At 57.6% G+C, this 18,842-nt stretch carries 15 protein-coding genes; 10 read left to right on the top strand and 5 right to left on the bottom strand.

The features are described 5' to 3' along the window. Positions 1-48: 48 nt before the first annotated feature. Positions 49-627 (top strand): DUF924 family protein, encoded by a 579-nt coding sequence (locus AC2FID_RS11700; protein WP_108860380.1) that lies wholly within the window; start codon positions 49-51, stop codon positions 625-627. Here AC2FID_RS11700 and AC2FID_RS11695 read toward each other — a convergent pair. Further along, on the bottom strand, positions 624-1,058 hold the full coding sequence (locus AC2FID_RS11695; RefSeq protein ID WP_496705235.1) for a hypothetical protein: 435 nt from the start codon (positions 1,056-1,058) through the stop codon (positions 624-626). The genes AC2FID_RS11700 and AC2FID_RS11695 overlap by 4 nt on opposite strands. Positions 1,059-1,274: 216 nt before the next feature. Between AC2FID_RS11695 and lpdA the strand changes: the two genes are divergently transcribed. After that, the gene (lpdA, locus tag AC2FID_RS11690) at positions 1,275-2,669 is read left to right on the top strand and encodes a dihydrolipoyl dehydrogenase (RefSeq protein WP_496696751.1); all 1,395 of its coding nucleotides are present in this window, start codon (positions 1,275-1,277) and stop codon (positions 2,667-2,669) included. Positions 2,670-2,801: 132 nt separating this feature from the next. Here the strand turns inward: lpdA and AC2FID_RS11685 are convergent, their stop codons facing one another. After that, positions 2,802-4,187 carry a dipeptidase gene (locus AC2FID_RS11685; RefSeq protein WP_496760993.1) on the bottom strand — a complete coding sequence of 462 codons (1,386 nt, stop codon included), beginning with the start codon at positions 4,185-4,187 and terminating at the stop codon, positions 2,802-2,804. Positions 4,188-4,521: 334 nt separating this feature from the next. On the opposite strand from AC2FID_RS11685, the gene hemA reads away from it, so the two are divergent. The 4 genes from hemA (at position 4,522) to AC2FID_RS11665 (ending at position 9,505) form a co-directional block, all read left to right on the top strand. Next, positions 4,522-5,745 (top strand): 5-aminolevulinate synthase, encoded by a 1,224-nt coding sequence (hemA, locus tag AC2FID_RS11680; protein ID WP_058273980.1) that lies wholly within the window; start codon positions 4,522-4,524, stop codon positions 5,743-5,745. A 129-nt stretch (positions 5,746-5,874) separates the two neighbouring features. Beyond that, a complete protein-coding gene (locus tag AC2FID_RS11675; RefSeq protein WP_282169373.1) occupies positions 5,875-7,089 on the top strand; it encodes a helix-turn-helix domain-containing protein in 1,215 nt (404 codons plus the stop codon). Between the two features lie 71 nt (positions 7,090-7,160). Then, positions 7,161-8,282, top strand: coding sequence for a flavodoxin-dependent (E)-4-hydroxy-3-methylbut-2-enyl-diphosphate synthase (ispG, locus tag AC2FID_RS11670; protein ID WP_496836933.1), 1,122 nt, complete (start codon positions 7,161-7,163; stop codon positions 8,280-8,282). 116 nt (positions 8,283-8,398) lie between these two features. Further along, positions 8,399-9,505: a hypothetical protein gene (locus AC2FID_RS11665; protein ID WP_472723968.1), complete on the top strand. Its 1,107-nt coding sequence runs from the start codon at positions 8,399-8,401 to the stop codon at positions 9,503-9,505. A 61-nt stretch (positions 9,506-9,566) separates the two neighbouring features. Here AC2FID_RS11665 and AC2FID_RS11660 read toward each other — a convergent pair whose 3' ends face one another. Both AC2FID_RS11660 and AC2FID_RS11655 read right to left on the bottom strand, forming a co-directional pair. Further along, positions 9,567-10,325, bottom strand: coding sequence for a DsbA family protein (locus AC2FID_RS11660; protein WP_496836931.1), 759 nt, complete (start codon positions 10,323-10,325; stop codon positions 9,567-9,569). Beyond that, the gene (locus tag AC2FID_RS11655) at positions 10,322-11,704 is read right to left on the bottom strand and encodes a M48 family metalloprotease (protein WP_496836929.1); all 1,383 of its coding nucleotides are present in this window, start codon (positions 11,702-11,704) and stop codon (positions 10,322-10,324) included. The genes AC2FID_RS11660 and AC2FID_RS11655 overlap by 4 nt, the downstream gene beginning before the upstream one ends. Between AC2FID_RS11655 and AC2FID_RS11650 the strand changes: the two genes are divergently transcribed. From AC2FID_RS11650 to AC2FID_RS11640, 3 genes are all read left to right on the top strand, one after another. Next, the gene (locus AC2FID_RS11650; RefSeq protein WP_496754372.1) at positions 11,703-12,866 is read left to right on the top strand and encodes a pyridoxal phosphate-dependent aminotransferase; all 1,164 of its coding nucleotides are present in this window, start codon (positions 11,703-11,705) and stop codon (positions 12,864-12,866) included. The genes AC2FID_RS11655 and AC2FID_RS11650 overlap by 2 nt on opposite strands. Before the next feature lie 66 nt (positions 12,867-12,932). Continuing rightward, on the top strand, positions 12,933-14,153 hold the full coding sequence (locus AC2FID_RS11645) for an N-acetylmuramoyl-L-alanine amidase (RefSeq protein WP_282151461.1): 1,221 nt from the start codon (positions 12,933-12,935) through the stop codon (positions 14,151-14,153). 95 nt (positions 14,154-14,248) lie between these two features. After that, complete coding sequence (locus AC2FID_RS11640; RefSeq protein WP_496836927.1) at positions 14,249-16,735, top strand: penicillin-binding protein 1A; 2,487 nt, start codon at positions 14,249-14,251, stop codon at positions 16,733-16,735. Here the strand turns inward: AC2FID_RS11640 and AC2FID_RS11635 are convergent. Beyond that, a complete protein-coding gene (locus tag AC2FID_RS11635) occupies positions 16,729-17,562 on the bottom strand; it encodes an aminoglycoside phosphotransferase family protein (protein ID WP_496836925.1) in 834 nt (277 codons plus the stop codon). The two genes, AC2FID_RS11640 and AC2FID_RS11635, sit on opposite strands and share 7 nt — an antisense overlap. A gap of 76 nt (positions 17,563-17,638) precedes the next feature. Between AC2FID_RS11635 and prfB the strand changes: the two genes are divergently transcribed. After that, a complete protein-coding gene (gene prfB / locus AC2FID_RS11630; RefSeq protein ID WP_058277539.1) occupies positions 17,639-18,766 on the top strand; it encodes a peptide chain release factor 2 in 1,128 nt (375 codons plus the stop codon). Positions 18,767-18,842 lie beyond the last annotated feature (76 nt).

Here is an 18,842-nt window from a genome sequence, read left to right as displayed (position 1 = left end):
TAAATGAATTTAAGTCCCTTGGGGGGGAAACACGACGGAGTTAAGGGCATGGCAAGTCCTGAAGATGTATTGAGTTTTTGGTTAGATGAGGTTGGTCCCAAGGGTTGGTATCTGCAGGATGACGCATTGGATGCAGAAATCCGCGAAAGGTTCCTGACCACATGGGAGGCTGCGAGTGAAGGCAAGTTCTCTCTCTGGCTGACCTATCCCAGCGGTGCATTGGCGTACATCATCCTGATGGATCAGTTTCCACGCAACATGTTCCGAGGAAGCGCTGAGGCCTTCGCCTCAGACCGCGCGGCGTTGTCAGCAGCGAAATGTGCGGTGGACAAAGGGTGGGATATGAAGATCGACGAACCGGCCCGCCAGTTCTTTTATCTTCCATTGATGCATTCGGAAAACCTGTGTGACCAGGAACGCTGTGTGCGCCTGATGTGTCAAAACATGACCGATGGCGACGACGGCAACCTGTTGCACGCAAGGGCGCATCGCGAAGTGATCCGCAAGTTCGGTCGGTTCCCTTATCGCAACGACGCTCTCTCGCGCCCAATGACCGAGCACGAGGCCGCCTATGTCGACATGGGCGGATACGGCGCGACCGTGCGCGAGCTGCAGACAGCCGGCTAGGACGCCGGCTCGCAGCCTCGGATTGCAATGATCCGGTCGGCAAAAATGTCGGCCGAATTTTCAATTGCAGTGTTGATTAACTGGTCCGGGGCTTCGGTCAACTCGGCTATTCTCGCCTGCGCAGCTTGCAGGTTATTCTCTAAATCATTCAGCTTTTCCAAAGCTTCAGACAGTTTTTGGGCGGTGGCACTATCGGCTGCTGTTCCGCTAAGCTGAAGGGATGACAGGTCGCTGCGCAATGCCGTCAGTTCACCGCGTATCCCTTGAACGTCTTCCTTCAGGGGCGCTACGATCTGGACCTTCTCGGCAAACTTGACGGTAATGTCGTCGACTGTAGAAGCCAGCTTCCACCCCAGAAACAGGCATAGTGCAATCAGGATAAGCGTTGCATTCAGCACGGCAAGCAACAGATCTTTAAGCGTTTTGGCCATGGTAAGCCTTTCGAATGACTTGGGTTTCACAAAGTCCGGACAGGCCCGGTGCGTATCTTCTAGCCATAGGATCACGCGCGGTATAGGCTGAAAACAGCGCATACCGCGCCAGTTTACCCTGCGTCTGTTTTGTCGCGGGAGCAATATGTTGATGCATTCAGGAGATTAGTTTAATGGTAAACTAATTTCTGAATCGACCTGCGCCGAGAGGGAAACATGGCAGCACAATCTTTTGATCTGATCGTAATTGGCGCCGGTCCCGGTGGCTACGTGGCCGCTATCCGTGCGGCTCAGCTGGGCCTGAAGACCGCCGTGGTCGAACGCGAGCATTTGGGCGGTATCTGTCTGAACTGGGGCTGTATCCCGACCAAGGCGCTGCTGCGAACGTCCGAAGTGTTCCATCTGATGGAGCGCGCGAAGGATTTTGGCCTGAGCGCTGACAAGATTGGCTTTGATCTGGATGCGGTCGTCAAGCGTTCTCGCGGCGTTGCGGCGCAGTTGTCGGGCGGCATCGGTCATTTGTTGAAAAAGAACAAAGTTACCGTGGTCATGGGCGCGGCAACGATCCCTGCAAAAGGCAAGGTCACCGTCAAAACGGACAAAGGTACCGAGGAACTGACCGCCAAGAACATCGTTCTGGCCACCGGTGCACGGGCGCGGGAACTGCCCGGATTGGAAGCGGATGGCGATCTGGTATGGACCTACAAGCACGCACTCCAGCCGCCGCGGATGCCAAAAAAGCTGTTGGTGATCGGGTCTGGCGCAATCGGAATCGAATTCGCCAGCTTCTATAATACGTTGGGCGCAGACACGACCGTGGTCGAGGTTATGGACCGGGTCCTGCCGGTCGAGGACGCAGAAATCAGCGCGCTGGCCAAGAAGGCCTTTACCAAACAAGGCATGACCATCATGGAAAAGGCGATGGTCAAGCAACTGGACCGCGCCAAGGGTAAGGTCACGGCGCATATTGAGGTTAAGGGCAAGGTCGAAAAGCACGATTTTGACACCGTGATCTCTGCAGTAGGGATTGTCGGCAATGTCGAAAACCTTGGGCTAGAGGCCTTGGGCGTTAAGATTGACCGTACCCATGTCGTCACGGATGAATTCTGCCGCACAGGTGTCGACGGACTTTACGCAATTGGTGATATCGCAGGCGCGCCCTGGCTGGCGCACAAAGCCAGCCATGAAGGTGTCATGGTCGCGGAACTAATTGCCGGTAAACACGCTCATCCAGTGAAACCCGAAAGCATCGCCGGCTGCACCTACTGTCAGCCTCAGGTCGCATCGGTGGGGTACACCGAAGCCAAGGCGAAAGAGCTTGGCTATGACATCAAGGTTGGAAAGTTCCCGTTTATCGGCAACGGCAAAGCCATAGCGTTGGGTGAATCCGAGGGCCTGATCAAAACGATTTTCGACGCCAAGACAGGTGAATTGCTAGGGGCACATATGATCGGCGCGGAAGTTACTGAGTTGATTCAAGGCTACGTAGTGGGACGGCAATTGGAGACCACTGAGGAAGACCTGATGAACACTGTCTTCCCACACCCGACTCTGTCGGAAATGATGCACGAAAGCGTGTTGGACGCCTACGGGCGCGTGATCCACATGTAAGGATGGGGGCTCTGCCCTCGCCGCCCGTGCCGGGCGTCTCCCCCGGGATATTTAAAGGTCAGATGAATGAAGGATCCTTCCTTCATCTGGCTAAAAACATCACGGAGCACGAGGCAGAGTCACGCAAATATCTTATTTATTCAATGCGTCCAGTATGCGCGCCCACGAACGAATGCCCTTGTGGAAACTTTTCACGTCATACTTTTCGTTCGGTGAGTGGATGGCGTCGTCGTCATTGGCGTAGCCGACGAGCATCGAGTCCAGTCCGAGAACCGAATCAAAATAGCCAACCACCGGGATCGAACCGCCCATGCCGGTAAAGACAGCTTCGCGGTTCCACTCATCTGATAACGCGCCGCGCGCGGCCTCGAATTCGGGGCGATCTAGGTTCATCACCGATGCCGGAGCCCCTTCGAGATCGTTGTCCCAGACAACTTTCGCGTCGGGCGACAGGCGATCTTCGACATGTTTGCGGACTTTGTCGCGCAGGGCATCGGGGTCCATGTCGCCGACCAGCCGGCAGGTGATCTTGCAGTGCGCTTCGGACGGGATCACGGTTTTCGATCCTGCACCGTTATAGCCGCCCCACAAGCCGTTCACTTCCAGCGTTGGGCGTGCCCATTGCTGTTCCAGTGTGGAATAGCCCTTTTCTCCATGCGGTTGCGAATAACCGACAGAACTCAGGTATTCCGCCTCATCAAAACCGCAATTTTCCCATTGGCGGAGCTGCTCTACGGGCACTTCGTGTACACCTTCGTAAAACCCGTCAACGGCCACGCGACCGGTTTCGTCGTCGTAGAACGAGGCGACGATCTTCGACAACTCACGCAGCGGGTTCAGGCCCGGGCCGCCGTAGTGACCGGAATGCAGATCGATGCGGGGACCAATGATGGTGAATTCATCCTTGAGCATACCGCGCAATTGCGAGGCGATGGAGGGCACGCCACGCGAGACCATCGAGGTGTCGCAGACCAGTGCTAGATCGGCTTTCAACTCTTCCTTGTTGGCTTCCAGGAACGGAACCAGCGAGGGCGAGCCGGATTCTTCTTCGCCTTCGAAGAAAAACGTGATGCGGCAGGGCAGAGTGCCGTGGATCGCCTTCCATGCGCGGCAGGCCTCAACAAAGGTCATCAACTGGCCTTTGTCATCCGACGAGCCTCGGCCGCGGATAACTTGACCGTTTTCAGTCTCTTCCAACGCTGGATCAAACGGGGGGCGGTTCCAAAGCTCTAATGGATCAACGGGTTGGACGTCGTAGTGACCGTAGAACAGAACATGCGGTCCGTCGCTGTCCTCGCCTACATGACCTACAACCATAGGGTGGCCCGGCGTTTCGCGCTTTTCGGCTGCAATGCCAATACTTTGCAGGTCGGCGACCAGCCAGTCAGCGGCCTGGTCGACCTGCTCTTTGTATGCGGGGTCGGTCGAGATCGACGGGATGCGCAGAAACTCCATCAAACGGTCGATGGAAGTGGTCAGATCGGAATCGATCTTGCTCAGAACAGCGTCTAGCGACATGAGCTTCTCCTGAATGGCGTGAACTGCTGCGGAACCTATCAGCACCGGCGGCGCCGTCCAGTGCGTATCGGCAGGATTTGCAGTATACTGTCGGAAACAGAATGTGTGGCAGGGTTATCGCCTGCGTCGTTTCCTCGCGTCTTATGGCCGTAACTTTACTTGTCGGGGGGCGTGAACAGGGATAATTGATACAGATCAATGCTGCGACTCCTGCAATGCCACTAGGCAAGGTACTCAAGGGGAAGCAAACCGCGGGGACGGCTTGATCCGTCATTCGGGGAAATAACGGGTTCGACAAACAGCACGTCTATGTCGGGCACAGAAGGAGAAACTGGTGGACTATACTGCTCAGCTCGATTCAGCGATTGCCAGGCTGCATGACGAAGGCCGTTATCGGACCTTTATTGATATCGAACGCCAGAAGGGTCATTTCCCGCACGCTGTACGGACGCGTCCGGATGGCTCGCAGCAGAATATCACGGTGTGGTGTGGAAACGACTATTTGGGTATGGGTCAGAATCCGGTTGTTCTGAATGCTATGCATGATGCGGTTGATGCTGCTGGTGCGGGTTCGGGCGGAACGCGTAACATCTCGGGTACCACGGTCTATCACAAGCAGCTTGAGGCTGAGCTGGCCGATCTGCACGGCAAAGAGGCAGCGTTGCTGTTCACCAGCGCCTATATCGCGAATGACGCGACGCTCAGCACTTTGCCGAAACTATTCCCCGGTCTGATCATTTATTCCGATGCACTGAACCATGCTTCAATGATCGAAGGCGTGCGCCGCAATGGCGGCGACAAGCGTATCTTCCGCCACAACGATGTCGCGCATCTGCGCGAACTGCTTGAGGCCGACGATCCTGCGACACCCAAACTGATCGCGTTCGAATCTGTCTATTCGATGGACGGTGATTTCGGCCCGATCGAAGAGATTTGCGACCTGGCAGATGAATTTGGCGCGCTGACCTACATCGACGAGGTGCACGCTGTTGGCATGTACGGCCCGCGCGGTGGTGGCGTGACCGAACGCGATCGTTTGGCGCATCGCATCGACATCATCAACGGAACACTTGCCAAGGCCTATGGCGTGATGGGGGGCTATATCGCCGCCAGTGAAAAAATGTGTGACGCTGTGCGCTCTTACGCGCCAGGCTTCATCTTCACGACGTCGCTGCCTCCGGCCGTTGCCGCCGGTGCTGCCGCTTCGGTGGCCTATCTGAAAGGTGCGTCAGAGTTGCGTGAGCAGCATCAGACACAGGCCAAGGTGCTTAAGCTGCGTCTGAAAGGGATGGGCCTACCGTTGATCGATCACGGCAGCCACATCGTACCTGTGATCGTCGGCAACCCGGTACACACCAAAATCCTGAGTGACCGGCTGCTGGATGACCATGGAATTTACGTCCAGCCGATCAACTTCCCGACCGTGCCGCGCGGCACGGAACGCCTGCGTTTTACCCCGTCACCGATCCACGGACCGGGTGAAATGAACCGATTGATCCATGCGATGGACGAACTTTGGTCACATTGTGCGCTAAATCGCGCCGAACTTGCAGGTTAACCTCACGCCAAAGTGTGCAATGCGTTTGTCGCGTGTTAAGCTTACGCTAACAAAAGAGACGCACGAATCGTTACGTAGGCGATTCGCCGTTGGCGTGTAACACGCGCAAGGCAGAATGGGGCAGCAGGGATGATTGGGCGCAGATCACAGCGCGATTCCGAAGAAAACACGGACGTCAGGCCGAAGGGCTTTGACGACTATGAGGTACGGCTTGGCGACAGGATGCGCGGCGAACGCGCGACCATGGGTAAGTCTCTTCTGGATGTTCAGCGCGAACTGCGGATCAAAGCCAACTACATAGCTGCAATCGAAGACGCTGATCCCGATGCGTTTGACACACCCGGCTTCATCGCCGGGTATGTGCGTTCTTATGCGCGTTATCTGGGTATGAACCCGGATGATACCTTTGCCACGTTCTGCGCCGAAAGCGGTTTCGAAGTGGCCCATGGTATGTCAGCCGAGGCTTCGGTTGTTCGTAAACCATCCGGCGGGTTGCCCGCGCGGGGTCCGATGGGGCGCGATCCGTTCATCTCGCCGAATACACCTTACATCCCAGGCAGGGAATCTCTGGTCAGCCAGATTGAGCCCCGCGCCATTGGGTCGTCTCTGGTCTTGCTGGCTGTGATTGGTGGCATTGGCTATGGCGGTTGGGCTGTATTGAACAAAATCCAACAGGTTCAGGTGAGCCCGGTCGAACAGGCCCCGGTGGTTCTGTCCGATCTCGACCCGTTGGATGCAGCCCGCGCTCCGGTAGAACTTGCCGAAGCAGCAGAATCCACAGCACCGACCCCCGAGGCGCTGGATCGTCTTTATCGCCCACAGGCGCTGGATGTTCCGGTTCTTGTGGCACGTGACGCGCCGATTGCCACATTGGACCCTCGCACTGTCGGAACGTTCCGCCCGCCAGAGGCGCCCCGGATCGAAGTGGCCGAGGTGCACACTGTTGAACGTCTCGCATTGCCGCAGGTTGTTGAACAGGTTGATACCGCACTGAAGATCGTGGCCGTTGCGCCATCGTGGATGCGTATTCGCGCCGCCGATGGAAGCGTTCTGTTTGAAGGCACATTGGGTACGGTCGAGCAGGGCAATACATTCGAAATTCCGCTGACCGAAGAACCACCGCAACTGCGCGCAGGGGCTTCGGGTTCCGTTTATTTCTCGATGAATGGTGAACATTTTGGGCCCGTCGGCGCGCCGGGCACAGTGACCAAAGGGGTTCTGCTGTCTAAGGACGCGGTTGCCGAACGCTATGAGATCGCCGATCTGGAATCCGAACAGAACAGCGCCCTCAAACAATTGGTGGCCGAACTTCAGTCGGAAGTACCTGAAACGCCGGCTGAGTGATCTGGCCATTGCGGTGGCCGGGTAGGCGGACTATTTAAAGACGCAACTCAGGCAGCTTTGGACCCGTCCTCATGTCCCTTAATCACGTCCGCCCGTGGCGCAATATCTACCGCCGCAAATCCCGCCAGATCATGGTTGGAAATGTTCCGGTCGGGGGCGATGCACCCATTGCTGTCCAGACGATGACGAACACCCTGACAACGGATGTTGCAGGGACCGTTGCGCAGGTTCAGGCCGCGGCAGAGGCAGGTGCCGATATCGTGCGCATTTCCGTCCCTGATGAGGCGTCATCGAAAGCATTGAAAGAGATCGTGCGCGAAAGCCCGGTTCCCATCGTGGCCGACATCCACTTTCACTATCGCCGCGGTATCGAAGCTGCCGAGGCGGGTGCCGCATGCCTGCGCATCAACCCGGGCAATATCGGCGATGAAAAGCGTGTGAAAGAGGTTATCAAGGCCGCGCAGGACCATAATTGCTCGATCCGCATCGGTGTGAACGCCGGTAGTCTGGAAAAGCACCTGCTTGAAAAATATGGCGAACCATGTCCCGAGGCGATGGTCGAAAGCGGGTTGGAGCATATTCGCATCCTGCAGGACAACAACTTTCACGAGTTCAAGATCAGTGTGAAGGCCAGCGACGTCTTCCTGTCGGCCGCGGCCTATCAGGGCATTGCCGAGGCCACGGACGCGCCGATCCACTTAGGCATCACCGAGGCTGGCGGACTGGTGTCAGGCACCATCAAATCGGCCATCGGGCTGGGTAATCTGCTGTGGATGGGTATTGGCGACACGATCCGTGTCAGCTTGTCCGCTGACCCGGTCGAAGAAGTAAAAGTGGGCTTTGAGATCCTGAAATCTCTGGGCCTGCGCCATCGCGGCGTGAACATCATCTCGTGCCCCTCCTGCGCGCGGCAGGGGTTCGACGTGATCAAAACGGTCGAGGCATTGGAGCAGCGTCTGGAACATATCAAAACACCGATGAGCCTTTCGATCATCGGCTGCGTGGTGAACGGGCCGGGTGAGGCGTTGATGACCGATGTCGGTTTCACCGGCGGCGGGGCCGGATCGGGCATGGTTTATCTGGCAGGTAAGGCCAGCCACAAGATGTCCAACGAGCAGATGATCGACCACATCGTCGGTGAGGTCGAGAAGAAAGCCGCGGAACTTGATTCTGCGGCTGAGGCTGCGGAATAGCCCCAACGAAATAAATGGTAGCATTCTGGGGTTTCAGATACCTTTGTAAGTGTGAGTTTTGCTGCACTGATAGGTTCTTCATCTTGGTTAAAAAATCCTGCGTCCTAGTAGCTTTGATGCTATTGACACTACCCAATGTAGGCTCAGCGCGAGACTTTCCTGCTCTTATCGGTGATACAGAATATCAAGAATGCCAGATTGCCAAAGGGATGGCAGATTGGGCGTTTGAATCGACCCTTCCTGATATTAAGTGGCCCGATATTGATCCGGCGGATACAAATGCGCAGATTGTTCTGTCTCGGCTGAACGATTTTGTTGACAGGTCTGGCTCGCTGATCAGTGGTGGATACACCTTGTATGACGCTGAGTCCTTCGAGGGAAAAGAACCGAAGGGCAACCCGAGAAATTATGATGAGTACTATTGGCAACGTGTGCCACAAAACGGTAAGCGGCTGGTAGTTTGGTCCTCCACTCATAGTTGGAGAGGAAATTGGTTTTTCCTTTTTTACTTGGATCAGAACCAGAGATTTGAAGAATTTTTCGAGGCCTTGTGGTCCTTGCCGCGAGGCCAGGTCGACATGCCCTCTTTGCTGCAAGACGACCAATGGCAGGCTCCGACGATTCTGAAAAATTCCGACGAAAAGGGCGGCGCGTTCTGGGTGATCAACCAGAGGCATCAGCATGCAAAGTGGGGTATATGGGACATCATGGTGCCGACCATTGATGAGATGATTCTACCGTGCTGGATCGATTTTGTACCGGATCGCCCCACTGGGCTTGAAGCGATGCCCGTGGCGGTCAGGCGTTTTGCACTCTTGGCGGACGAAGCATTGGGGCCGGGCACCAATGAAGGGACGTTGCAACCTACTGCGCGTATTCGCAGCCGGGTCGAACAGAAATGGGCTCTGATCAGTGAACGACCTTGGGCGTTGACCCGGCCCCTATACAACACTCGCGATGAGGTCGATGGCGGTTTGGCAGTTTGGGCAGACCAGATTCCGGCCAGGGCGGTTTTCTATCGCAATCTGAAGCGCGAATACAAAAGGGCAGAACCGCAGTTGGCAAATTTTTTAACGGACCGTTTTGGAATTGAGCCGAAACAGGCCGAACGCTACAGCGCTTTTGCAATGGATTACATGCTGCGCAGCTACTTTGTGTTTCATAGTGCAAGTGGTGGCAGGGACGCGGCCCTTACAAATCCTTGGCCGAAGGATGTCCGCTAGATACTAAGGGGTCTCTGCTGTGTACATGAAAGTTTGGGGCGGGCAGAGCCGCCCCGCCAATTCAACCCTGTTCTGCGCGCACACCGTCCGCAATCTGCTTCATCTGATCCGCTGGCAGGAACCCACGCAGCATCTCTGTGCCCAGAACAAATGAAGGTGTTCCCGAAATCTGCATACGCTGCGCCAGCGCACGGGTCTGACCGATTTCATCCGTAACCTGCTCGCTGTCCATGGCCGCAATGATCGCATCGCTGTCCAGGCCAAGGCCATCCGAGATCCGGCGCAGGGAGACTTCGGAAGGCTCTCCACCGAATTCCATCAGCGCGTCATGGACCTGTTTGTAGGCGTCAGCGCCAGCCACATGTTTGGTTGCGACCGCAAAGCGCGAAGACAGGACCGAGGCGTCGCCCAAGATCGGAAATTCCTTGATCACAAGGCGGATGTTGCCATCTTCGGCCAACAGGCTCGCGACTTCGGGCACGGCGCGGCGACAGTAGCCGCAGCGGTAATCCATGAATTCGACCAGAGTGATGTCGCCATCCGGGTTGCCGCCAACCCAGCTATAGCCGTCGTTGAACAGCTCGTCCGCATTGGCGGCGACCAGTTCCTTGTCAGCGGAAGCTTCGGCCACAGCGTTACGCTGTTCAAGAATGTTGATTGCTTCGATGATCACTTCGGGGTTTTCCAGAAGGTACTCGCGCACCTGCACACCGAACTGCTCGCGTTCGGCATCGCTCATGGTGCTCAGGTCCAGGGCCTGCGCGGGGCTGGTGATCAGGGAAAGCCCCAGAAGGGCGGGTGCAGCATGTCTGAGGATCATTTCCGGTTCCTTTTCTTTTTCTTCGCTCGTTCCGAGGCAATCAACACATCCTGTGCCCGTTGCCAACCAGGTGAACCTTCGGGCAATTGCCCGACGGCGCGTTTTGCGTGAATGCCTGCATCGACCAGGCGGCCTTGCAGGGCATAGCGTTCTGCGGTCACGGCCGAGGCCATGCCGTTATTTCCGACCTTGGCGTAAGCCATTCCAAGGTCCTGCATCAGTCGTGCATTGCGATAGTCCCGCGCGCGTGCCTTTTCAAGCACCTTCAGGGCGTCGGTCGTCTGCCCATCTGCCAGCAAGGCGCGCCCGTACCCCGCCAGAAGCAATGGATCATTTGGCGACATCTCAACTGCCTGTCCATAAGCTTTAATTGCGTCTGGCAACTTTCTGTTTTCCAGCAGAATTTGCCCTTTTAGCTCATAAAAGAACGGATCATCGGGCCGGATTTCCAGCGCGCCGTCGATCGCTGCCCTTGCGCGGGCCAGATCGCGGTTTTGATGATGTGCGGCGGCTTCGCGCATCAGGCGGATGTCCTGCGCGCTTTCCTCTTTCAACCGGCGCAAGGTCCAGCCCGGCGAACGCAGGAAGGCCGATAGCTTGCCCTTGACCCGCGCGAACCAGTAGTCGGCGTTGGGGTTTGGTGACGCATGATCGCTGAACTCGCCCACAAACGCCTCAGCGGCGCGCAGCCGTTCGCGGCTGGTGGGATGGGATCGCATATAGGGGTCTTGGTTGGCGGTGTTCAGCAACTCCTGACCTGCAAACTTTTGGTGAAGGGCAACCATCCCGTTGGGTGAGATCCCCGCCGCGCGCAGGTAGCTGGCCGAACTGCGGTCGGCCGATGCCTCTTCTGCCCGTGTGTGCCCAAGAAAACTGCGCAGGGCAGACGCGGATGTGCCAGCGGCGATTCCCGCTGCGGCCTCGCCACCACCTGCGGCTGCGGCGATTAGGGCCAGCGCAGTGCCCAGCTGGGCTTTGCGCTGTGCGGCGCGCATGTTTTCAACCCGTCTGGCCAGATGGCCGTTGGCGATATGAGCCGCCTCATGCGCGATCACGGCTTGCAGCATCTCGGGGCTTTCGACGGTCAGGATTAGCCCGTAATTTACGTATATTGCGTTGTAATCAATGACAAATGCGTTGAACGTGCTGTCATTGACGACCAGAATTTTCACCCGATTGGTGTTTAGCCCGGCGGCCCGCAGAATGGGAAAGGCCAATTCGCGCAACCCGTGCTCGATATCGGGGTCGCGGATCAGGCTTTGAGCGCTGGACTGAAACGCACTGCTCAACCATGTCACTGCAATCAGCAACAGGGCCGGGATTGACGCCAGCTTGGATAAGCGTTCAAAAGCCATGGCTGCAACATGGGAGATGGGCATGAGAAACTCAACCCGATCCGGGGTCGATCCCTTCATCGTGATGGATGTGATGGAGGCCGCGCGCCGCGCTGAAGAGGCCGGGCGGCACATCATTCATATGGAGGTCGGCCAGCCGGGAACGGGCGCGCCCAAAGGGGCCGTTCAGGCCTTGGCCAGAGAAATGGATCAAGGCCCGCTGGGCTATACCGTGGCTTTGGGTCTGCCCGCGCTGCGGCAACGGATCGCAAGCCTGTACGGTGAGTGGTATAACGTCGATCTCAACCCCGACCGCGTCGTGATTACACCAGGGTCGTCCGGCGGGTTTCTGCTGGCTTTCACTGCCTTGTTTGATAGCGGCGACCGCGTAGGTATCGGCGCGCCGGGCTATCCCTCTTACCGGCAAATTCTGAAAGCGTTAGGTCTGGTCCCTGTCGATCTGCCCACCGCACCCGAAAACCGGCTGCAACCCGTGCCATCCGATTTCGCAGGGCTCGACCTGCAGGGCCTGATGGTTGCGTCGCCTGCGAACCCCACGGGCACGATGCTGGATCACAGAGCCATGGGCGCGCTTATTGACGCCGCACAAGGGCAGGGCGCTTCGTTCATCAGTGATGAGATTTACCATGGGCTGGAATATGAGGCCAAAGCCGTCACCGCGCTGGAGCTGACGGATGACTGCTATGTGATCAACTCGTTTTCCAAGTATTTCTCGATGACCGGCTGGCGCGTTGGCTGGATGGTGGTTCCCGAAGATCAGGTGAGGGTGGTTGAGCGGATCGCTCAGAACATGTTCATCTGTGCGCCGCACGCCAGCCAAGTGGCTGCGCTGGCGGCAATGGACTGCAACGATGAATTGCAGGCCAATCTGGATGTTTATCGCCGCAACCGCCAATTGATGCTGGACGGGCTGCCCAAGGCCGGTTTCACCAATATCGCGCCGCCAGATGGGGCGTTTTATGTCTACGCCGACGTCTCGGACCTGACCGACGACAGCCGGGCCTTTGCGGCCGAGGTGTTAGAAAAGGCGGGGGTAGCCGTCACGCCGGGGCTGGATTTCGACCCGCTGCGCGGTCATACAACGCTGCGGTTTTCATACGCGCGATCGACGGCGGACATCGAAGAGGGTCTGCAGCGCCTGCACCGCTTTATGGCGGATCGCGGTGCGATCACGGAACAGGCCTGAGCCGTTCACAACGGGCCCCGGATGCGATAGAGTGCCAGACAAACGATCTCGGGAAAACTTGAGGCCATGAGCAGGATCATTTACGCCATTGCGCTGTTTTGGGTGCTGTCGACTGCCGCCGTCGCGCATGACTTCAGCGCGCTTGCGCGCGTGTTGCCGGATGACAGTCGCATTGTGGACGAAGGTCGCGCAGGGGTGAGGGTCGATCTGGGCCTCAGCCAGGGTGTCCCTTACCGCGTGTTCACATTGCAAGATCCCTACCGCATGGTACTTGATTTTCAAGAGGTTGACTGGACCGGGCTTGACCGCGAAGCGCTTCTGCAAACCGATCGTATCAGCGGTGTTCAATTCGGAGCATACGTTCCCGGTTGGTCTCGGATGGTTCTGGAACTTGGCGCGCCCTTGGCCGTCGACCGCGCCGAAATGAAAATTGATCAAACGGCTGGAGGCGCGCAACTGTCGCTGCTTCTGCAAGGAACCGATTTCGATTCATTCGCCGCTGGCGCAGGCGCACCCCGTCAACAAGGTTGGGATTTGCCCGAACCCGCAGTGACAGCGACCCAGCCGCGCCAGGGCGGGGCAGGCGCGTTGCGGGTCATGCTTGACCCCGGCCATGGCGGTATTGACCCGGGGGCCGAGGCCGACGGATTGGACGAAAAGACTCTGATGCTGACTTTCGCGCGCGAGCTTCGCGAGCATTTATTGCGGACCGGAGGGTTCGAAGTGGTGATGACGCGGGTTGATGACCAATTCGTCTCGCTCGAACGGCGCATCGCGCTGGCGCATAGGGCCGGTGCGGATGTGTTTATCTCATTGCATGCAGATATCCTGTCTGAAGGGCGCGCGCATGGTGCCGCAGTATATACTTTGTCGGACGAAGCATCTGATGTGGCCAGTGACAAGCTGGCGGAACGTCATGACCGCGGTGACCTGATCTCGGGGATCGATCTGAGCGGTGCGGATGACCAGGTGGCCGATATTCTGCTGGATATCGCGCGGCAGGAAACCAAGCCCCGAACTGATGCGCTGGCCCGTGCGTTGGCAGATGGCATGACACAACAGGGCGGCCCGATGAACAGCAGGCCGATCCGCACGGCGTCCTTCTCGGTTCTCAAGGCAGCGGATATTCCTTCGGTTTTGGTCGAGCTTGGGTTTCTGTCCAGCCCCCGGGACCTGCAGAATATCAGGAACCCGGAATGGCGCGTTGGAATGGCGCAGGGCATTGTCGATGGTCTGAAGAAATGGCGGCAGGACGACCTGATCAAAAGATCCCTGATTGGTCAGTGACCCTGCGGCGTAAACCGGCTATTATTGGCCATCGTGTTTTGACCCTGCGCCGGGCCATCACTATATAGGCGTCACCGCGAGTAAAAGGCAGTAACGTGATCCGTTTCATTCTTTCGATTTTCGGGGCGATCTTCAGCCTCGTGACATTGGGTATCTTCATGGCCGCGCTGGTCGTAGGCGCGATCTTCTGGATGTATGGGCGCGACCTGCCCAGCCATGAATCGTTGGCGCAGTACAAACCGCCCACGATCAGCCGAATCTATTCAGGCGAAGGCCAGTTGATCGACGAGTTCGCGCAGGAACGTCGCCTGTTCACACCGTCCGAAGAGATTCCCGATCTGGTGAAGCAGGCGTTTATCTCGGCTGAGGACAAGAATTTCTACACCCACCAGGGTTACGATCCGCGCGGTATCATTGCTGCTGGTGTTGAGGCGGTGAAGTCCAAGGGTGAAACCGTTCGCGGTGCATCGACCATTACACAGCAGGTGATGAAGAATTTCCTGCTGTCCGGCGACCGCCGCGCCGAGCGGAAAATCAAGGAAATCATCCTCGCCACTCGGCTTGAGGATACGCTGGACAAGGAACAGATCCTCGAACTTTACATGAACGAGATCTTTCTGGGTCAGAACTCTTATGGTGTGACCGCCGCCGCACAGACCTATTTCAACAAGACCCTGCAAGAGTTGGAGCCGCACGAGGCCGCGACATTGGCCGCGATGCCCAAGGCACCGTCGGATTATCATCCGGTTCGGCAAAAAGAGCGTCTGCTTGCACGTCGGGACTATGTTTTGCGCGAGATGAACCAGAATGGGTATATCGATCAGGCGACTTATGAGGCCGAAGTCGAAATGCCCCTCCGCTCGGTCCAGAATGGCGATTTCGAGAGTTTCCGCACCGCGCTGCCGCCGCGCGACTATTTCACCGACGAAATTCGCCGCCAGCTGAGCGACGATTTCGGCGAGGGTGAGTTCTTTACCGGCGGCTTTGCTGTCCGTGCGTCGGTTGACGAGGAAATGCAGCTTGAGGCCGCCAAAGCCCTGCGTACCGCATTGCAAAAATACGACCGCTCGCGCGGGAAATGGCGCGGGACGGGTGAGGTTATTGCGGAAGAAAAACTGACCGACGAAACTCAGTGGCGCGAAGTGTTGGCCATCATAGAAATCCCCCGTGACGTTGTGCTTCCGACGCAGTGGTATCCGGCTGTTGTGATGAACGTCGGTGAACAGCAATTGACCGTGGGGATAGAGGACGGGCCGGCCGACGGCATCATCCCACGTTCCGATATCAAATGGATGCAAGGTGATTTCGCAGCGAACTTCAAACGTGGCGACGTCATTCTGGTTATGGCCGGGGAAGAAGGCCAGTGGTCTGCACGTCAGGTGCCTGAAGTGCAGGGTGGCTTTGTTGCGATGGACGTGAACTCGGGCCGTGTTCTGGCGATGCAGGGTGGGTTCTCGTATCAGGATTCGGTGTTCAACCGCGCCACGCAGGCGCAGCGCCAACCCGGTTCCAGCTTCAAACCTTTCGTCTACGCGGCTGCGCTGGACAGTGGTTATAGCCCCGCAACTATCGTTGTGGATGCCCCGATTGAGGTGAACACCCCCCAAGGTCTGTGGCGGCCCAAGAACTCGTCGAACAAATTCTACGGCCCAACGCCGCTGCGCACGGGGATCGAACAGTCACGGAACCTGATGACCATTCGTCTGGCGCAAGAGGTGACCATGCCTGTTGTCGCTGGCTACGCGGAACGGTTTGGTGTCTATGACCGTATGGGCGCGTTCCTGGCGAACTCGCTGGGGTCGGAAGAAACCACGCTGTACAAGATGGTCGCCGCGTACGCGATGTTCGCAAATGGCGGGGAGCGGGTGGAACCCACTCTGGTTGACCGTATTCAGGATCGGTTCGGTAAGACGATCTACCGCCATGATGACCGGCAATGTCTGGATTGTAACTCGGCCTGGCTTGAGCCGGACGAGTCGCCCACCATCGAGACCAATCGCTCTCAGGTCATGGATGCGATCACCGCGTATCAGCTGACGTCGATGATGAAAGGTGTGGTGGATCGTGGGACCGCGTCCAGTGTTGTCAATCTGCCGGTGCCGACTGCGGGTAAAACGGGTACGACGAACGAATCCAAGGATGCGTGGTTCATCGGCTTCACCTCGAACATCGTTGCTGGTTGCTATATCGGTTATGACCGCCCGCGTCCGATGGGGCGGGGGGCCTATGGGGGCACGTTGTGCGGACCAGTGTTCCAAAGCTTCATGGAGAAAGCGGTCGAAAAATACGGGGGCGGTCCGTTTGATGTGCCCGAAGGTGGCCACTTCATCAAGATCGACCGCTTCAGTGGCGCGCGCCTGCCTGCCGATGCTTCCGGTGACTATGTTGTGGCTGAATATTTCCGCGATGGCGTCGACGGCTTTATCGACCGTGTCTATGACGGTGGCTTTGCGATGGGCTCCGACCTGCCTCTGTTCGAAGAGGCCAACTCTGGCCGTCAGGTCACCACGTCGACTGGCAACACAATCACTGTTGGCCCCAACGCCAGCCAGGGTGATCTGCAGGGCGGCGGTCTTTACTGATCCGCTACCTGCAGGAGTAGGTTCAACAGGTCTTCTTCCGGGTCATTTGTGACGGTGCCATCTGCGCGCCAGAAGATCGACAGAGCACATTTCGCGGCAGCCCATTTGGCAAGTCGTCTTTCGTCAACCTGCATGGCGGTCGCGTATAGCGCCAGGCCGAATTTAATCTGTTCAGGTCGGCGAACCCACTCTGGCATGCCTTTGGGGTGGCGCAGGGCGTTGGCCAGCTCAAAAGCCGGATCGCCGATGTACCCCTTGGCGTCAAATACCCGAGGCCCGGCGGGTGTTGCGATCACGTTGTCATGATGCAGATCCCCGTGCAGCGGAACAACCGTATCCTGCGTGTCCAGAAGGTGACGGCCAATGCTGATCGCTTGCATCATGTTTTGCCGTAGCCGGGTCGGGCAATCGTCCGAGAATTGACAGTCAAAAACTGGTGCGAAGACTTCCTGAAGCGGTTTCAGCCCGGGCGCGTCGATGGTCGGGCTTTGGTGCAGTCGATCCGCTGCCGTCGCCAGACCACTTATCGCCTTATCCGGGCAGCTTGACCGCGCGATGTCCCCAAGCGATGGGCCTTCAAGCCATTCCGTCAAGACGGCGTTGGGCGCCTCGGCCAGTATGTGCACAGCACCCCGGTCACGCCACAGATGCATCAGGTGCGGACCAGCTGTTTCATTGCCACGGTTTGGGCGGCGATAGATCTTGAGGGCGGCGAGCGTGTTGTCCAAAGTTCGGACCTTCCACACATGTGCATGCCCGGTATCCGCAACGAGCTGAGGGTCTTCCAAATCCCATCTGGTCAGAAACTCGTTCAGTGCGTTTTGCATTCCGTCTCGCCCGTCTTGTGGTGGCCCGCGCCTCTTGCTATCACGCAGGCCTGATTGAGCAAGTTGGGACAAGACCATGCGCGCCGAAACCCAGAACACCGTGGCGGAAATCGAAAAGTCGCTGGAGCTGCTGGCGCAGCGCATGGACTATGAGACCGCCCCTCATCGTCTTGAGGAATTCAACGCGCGGGTCGAAGATCCCAACCTGTGGGACAACCCCGAGAACGCGCAAAAACTGATGCGCGAACGTCAGATGTTGGTGGACGCCATTGAAACTTATGAGTCGATCAAGACCGATCTGAGCGACAATATCGAGCTGATCGAACTTGGTGAGATGGAAGAGGACGAAGAGGTCGTCACCGACGCCGAAGACGCCATTCAGAAATTGGGGGCGAAGGCCGCCAAGAAAGAGCTTGAGGCGCTGCTGGATGGCGAGGCCGACGGCAATGACACGTTCCTTGAAATCAACTCGGGTGCCGGTGGCACCGAAAGCTGTGACTGGGCCTCGATGCTGGCGCGGATGTATGTCCGCTGGGCTGAGAAGAAGGGGTACACTGTCGAGCTGCAGTCCGAGACTGCGGGCGAAGAGGCTGGCATCAAATCCGCCGCCTACAAGATTTCGGGTCACAACGCCTATGGATGGCTGAAATCCGAAAGCGGCGTGCATCGTCTGGTGCGCATTTCGCCATTTGACTCGGCAGCCAAGCGGCACACTTCGTTCAGCTCGGTCTGGGTCTATCCGGTGGTCGACGACAATATCGAGATTGAGGTGAACCCGTCCGAAATTCGCATCGACACATATCGGTCTTCGGGCGCGGGTGGTCAGCACGTGAACACCACGGACTCGGCGGTTCGAATTACGCACATTCCGACAGGGATCGTCGTGACCAGTTCTGAGAAGTCGCAACACCAGAACCGCGATATTGCCATGAAGGCCCTGAAATCGCGCCTGTATCAGCAGGAATTGGACCGTCGCAACGCGGACATCAACGCGGCACATGAGGCCAAAGGTGATGCGGGCTGGGGCAACCAGATCCGGTCTTATGTTTTGCAGCCCTATCAGATGGTCAAGGATCTGCGCACCAACCATGAGACATCCGACACCAAAGGTGTACTGGATGGCGACCTGGATGGGTTCATGGCTGCCACCCTTGCGATGGATGTGGCGGGCAAGAGCCGCTCCGAGGCACAAGGCGACGGCTGAGACGCCGCAAGGGGGCGCTGCCCCCGTCTCCGCAGGCGGAGACTCCCCCGGGATGTTTTTGGCCAGATGTAGCTGA

This window comes from Ruegeria sp. CDSC068 (assembly GCF_059610545.1).
Note: the sequence above shows the minus strand (reverse complement) of the source record. Positions and strands in the feature narration are given on the sequence as shown.

Bases quoted from the DNA above. Each gene is read 5' to 3' on its own strand.
- ispG (WP_496836933.1), top strand. From the start codon at position 7,161: ATGTCCCTTAATCACGTCCGCCCGTGGCGCAATATCTACCGCCGCAAA.
- AC2FID_RS11675 (WP_282169373.1), top strand. From the start codon at position 5,875: ATGATTGGGCGCAGATCACAGCGCGATTCCGAAGAAAACACGGACGTC.
- AC2FID_RS11665 (WP_472723968.1), top strand. From the start codon at position 8,399: ATGCTATTGACACTACCCAATGTAGGCTCAGCGCGAGACTTTCCTGCT.
- AC2FID_RS11660 (WP_496836931.1), bottom strand. From the start codon at position 10,325: ATGATCCTCAGACATGCTGCACCCGCCCTTCTGGGGCTTTCCCTGATC.
- AC2FID_RS11695 (WP_496705235.1), bottom strand. From the start codon at position 1,058: ATGGCCAAAACGCTTAAAGATCTGTTGCTTGCCGTGCTGAATGCAACG.
- prfB (WP_058277539.1), top strand. From the start codon at position 17,639: ATGCGCGCCGAAACCCAGAACACCGTGGCGGAAATCGAAAAGTCGCTG.
- AC2FID_RS11700 (WP_108860380.1), top strand. From the start codon at position 49: ATGGCAAGTCCTGAAGATGTATTGAGTTTTTGGTTAGATGAGGTTGGT.
- AC2FID_RS11650 (WP_496754372.1), top strand. From the start codon at position 11,703: ATGAGAAACTCAACCCGATCCGGGGTCGATCCCTTCATCGTGATGGAT.
- lpdA (WP_496696751.1), top strand. From the start codon at position 1,275: ATGGCAGCACAATCTTTTGATCTGATCGTAATTGGCGCCGGTCCCGGT.
- AC2FID_RS11685 (WP_496760993.1), bottom strand. From the start codon at position 4,187: ATGTCGCTAGACGCTGTTCTGAGCAAGATCGATTCCGATCTGACCACT.
- AC2FID_RS11655 (WP_496836929.1), bottom strand. From the start codon at position 11,704: ATGCCCATCTCCCATGTTGCAGCCATGGCTTTTGAACGCTTATCCAAG.
- AC2FID_RS11645 (WP_282151461.1), top strand. From the start codon at position 12,933: ATGAGCAGGATCATTTACGCCATTGCGCTGTTTTGGGTGCTGTCGACT.
- AC2FID_RS11635 (WP_496836925.1), bottom strand. From the start codon at position 17,562: ATGCAAAACGCACTGAACGAGTTTCTGACCAGATGGGATTTGGAAGAC.